This window comes from Mycobacterium sp., from assembly GCF_049280035.1.
In the GTDB taxonomy this organism is placed as follows: domain Bacteria; phylum Actinomycetota; class Actinomycetes; order Mycobacteriales; family Mycobacteriaceae; genus Mycobacterium.
The window spans coordinates 1-2,623 of record NZ_JBAPPI010000548.1 but is presented as its reverse complement, the minus strand read 5'-3'; the positions used below and the strand labels follow the sequence as shown (position 1 = coordinate 2,623).

General features: G+C 64.0%; 6 protein-coding genes and 1 pseudogene. All 7 read right to left on the bottom strand.

The genetic code is table 11. The annotated features are described in order from the left end of the window. On the bottom strand, positions 1–107 hold a 107-nt coding region (gene rpsH, locus WAN71_RS17825; RefSeq protein ID WP_422226603.1), incomplete at its 3' end, for a 30S ribosomal protein S8. 90 nt (positions 108–197) lie between these two features. Continuing rightward, the gene (locus tag WAN71_RS17820) at positions 198–383 is read right to left on the bottom strand and encodes a type Z 30S ribosomal protein S14 (RefSeq protein WP_422226601.1); all 186 of its coding nucleotides are present in this window, start codon (positions 381–383) and stop codon (positions 198–200) included. 4 nt (positions 384–387) lie between these two features. Then, the gene (rplE, locus tag WAN71_RS17815; RefSeq protein WP_422226602.1) at positions 388–951 is read right to left on the bottom strand and encodes a 50S ribosomal protein L5; all 564 of its coding nucleotides are present in this window, start codon (positions 949–951) and stop codon (positions 388–390) included. 12 nt (positions 952–963) lie between these two features. Continuing rightward, a complete protein-coding gene (gene rplX, locus WAN71_RS17810) occupies positions 964–1,281 on the bottom strand; it encodes a 50S ribosomal protein L24 (protein ID WP_422226600.1) in 318 nt (105 codons plus the stop codon). Next, positions 1,282–1,650, bottom strand: coding sequence for a 50S ribosomal protein L14 (rplN, locus tag WAN71_RS17805; protein WP_422226599.1), 369 nt, complete (start codon positions 1,648–1,650; stop codon positions 1,282–1,284). A gap of 199 nt (positions 1,651–1,849) precedes the next feature. After that, on the bottom strand, positions 1,850–2,212 hold the full coding sequence (locus WAN71_RS17800) for a DinB family protein (protein WP_422226598.1): 363 nt from the start codon (positions 2,210–2,212) through the stop codon (positions 1,850–1,852). A gap of 74 nt (positions 2,213–2,286) precedes the next feature. Further along, positions 2,287–2,623, bottom strand: a pseudogene (locus tag WAN71_RS17795) (hypothetical protein); the annotation flags it as partial.

Below are 2,623 nucleotides of genomic sequence, written 5' to 3'. Positions count from 1 at the left end.
ATGTTGGCCTTGATCTTCGAATGCGGCAGCGTCACCTCGTCGTGATACGCCGAATTGGCGTTGCGCAGACGTGTCAAAAAGTCTGCGATCGGATCCGTCATTGTCATGACAGCGGTGTTGCCTTCCTCGCAGTGGTTCCCGGTCTGGGCCTGTTGCGCAGCTGTGGTCGGGGTTGGTCTCGTTGGGTAATAGCGGTGTTACCAGCTGCTCTTCTGCACGCCGGGCAGTTCGCCCGCGTGCGCCATCTCACGCAGGCAAATCCTGCACAGCCCGAACTTGCGGAGCACCGCGCGCGGGCGGCCGCACTTATTGCAGCGGGTGTACGCGCGCACCTTGAACTTGGGTTTGCGCGCACTTTTGTTGATCAGTGCCTTCTTCGCCATCTGGTCAGTTCTCCTTGAACGGAAAGCCGAGGGCCCGCAACAGCGCTCGCCCTTCATCGTCGGTCGTCGCTGAGGTGACGACGGTGATGTCCATGCCCCGGACCCGGTCGACCTTGTCCACGTCCATCTCGTGGAACACCGACTGCTCGGCCAGCCCGAAGGTGTAGTTGCCGGCGCCGTCGAACTGCTTGGGCGACAGCCCGCGGAAGTCGCGGATACGCGGCAACGCGATCGACGTGAGCCGGTCGAGGAACTCCCACATCCGGTCACCGCGCAGGGTCACCCGCGCGCCGATCGGCATGCCCTCACGCAATTTGAACTGCGCGATAGACTTTCGCGCCTTGCGGATCTCCGGGCGCTGGCCGGTGATCGCCGCCAGGTCGCTGACGGCGCCGTTGATCAGCTTGGCGTCCCGGGCGGCGTCGCCGACGCCCATGTTGACCACGACCTTCACCACGGTCGGGATCTGCATGACGTTGGCGTACTTGAACTCTTGATGGAGCGCATCGCGGATCTCATTGCGGTATTGAACCTTGAGCCGTGGCTGAACTTTTTCTGTGCTTTCCAGGGTTGTCATGCCTCAGATGTCCTTGCCGTTGCGCTTGGAGATGCGGACCCGCTTGCCAGTCTCCTCGTCGACTCGATAGCCAACCCGGGCCGGCGTGCCGTCGGAGTCGACCACCATCACGTTGGAGACGTGGATCGGGGCTTCCTGCGTGACGATCCCGCCTGACCGCGCTCCGCGCTGGTTGGTCGAGATCGGGGTGTGCTTCTTAATTCGGTTGACGCCCTCGACGAGCACCTTGTTGCGGGTCGGGTAGGCCTGAATCACCTTGCCCTTGGCGCCCTTGTCCTTGCCCGAGATGACCAGGACGGTGTCACCCTTGTGGATCTTCACCTACAACACCTCCGGGGCCAGCGAGACGATCTTCATAAAGCGCTTCTCCCGCAGTTCGCGGCCGACCGGCCCGAAGATGCGGGTTCCACGCGGGTCGTTGTCGGGCTTGATGATCACGGCCGCGTTCTCGTCGAACTTGATGTAACTGCCGTCGGGGCGGCGACGCTCCTTGACGGTGCGCACCACCACGGCCTTCACCACCTCACCACGTTTGACGTTGCCGCCGGGGATAGCCTCTTTGACCGTCGCGACGATGACGTCGCCGATGCCGGCGTACCGCCGCCCCGAGCCGCCGAGCACGCGGATGCACAAGATCTCCCTGGCGCCGGTGTTGTCGGCCACCTTCAGCCGCGATTCCTGCTGAATCACTAGATCTCCTGACCTGGTTCACGTATGCACGCCCACGCGCTGCGATCCTGGCTGGGCATCGTCTACCGACGACGTCCTACCAGCGACCTGTCGAGCATGGTCTTCGTCACCGAAGGGCACGCGGGGCCGACTAGTTCTGCTTGCGCACGCCGGCCGAGGTCTGCCCACGGCAACCCCTAGAGTCTAGGTGAAGACCTGCTCAGAGCCAAATTCCTGGTCTAGCCGGGCAAACGGGTCGCGACGCGGTCCCAGTCACGTCCTTGCGTGCGGGCAACTTGCTCGCAGAAACCCGCTGCAGCTGCAGCGAGTAGACATCGCGAACGTGGCAAAGGTATTCAGCGACCGACCAGACTTGCCGACGTCGGCGCACCCGGCACGCCTCGGGTGGGATCGCAGAGATCGCGTCCCCGATGGCGGCTGGTAGGCCGTTGATGACGTTGACGGCATCATTGATCGTCATGTGGGAATAGACCACCGCGCAGACATCACAGGCATGGTCTTCGGCCGCCAGCGGCGGTAGTTGCTCGCAGCTCACGTGGTTTTCCGGGCGCGATGCGGGCATGTTAGAAATCCTCCGAGTCGCCATCGCGGTGGTCGGCGCTGGTCTCGCCCAGTCCAGTATCGCGTGTCGCGACCTCAGAACGGTGGGGGGTCGTGGTCGGAGTCGGGTGGGGCCGGCCCGCGGTAGCTCGTGGAGTGGGCTCGTCGCTGGCTGCGGGCATGGTGGTTCTGTCGGCGTTCGGTGGCGATGCGGTGGGCACGGTTTTGCGCGCGGGTGCGGCGGCGTCTGGGCATCATCGCGCTGCGCTCACCGCAGTAGTCGACGGGTGGGTCGGCTTCGGGTGCTGGTATGCCGCCGGTTGAGAGGCACAGGCTGGGAAACAGCAGCGCGCTGCCCGGAGTGGTGACATAGGTCTGCCCCGATGGCGAGGTCAAAATCACGGTCGCATCGGGTAGTTGTTGGTCACGCCAG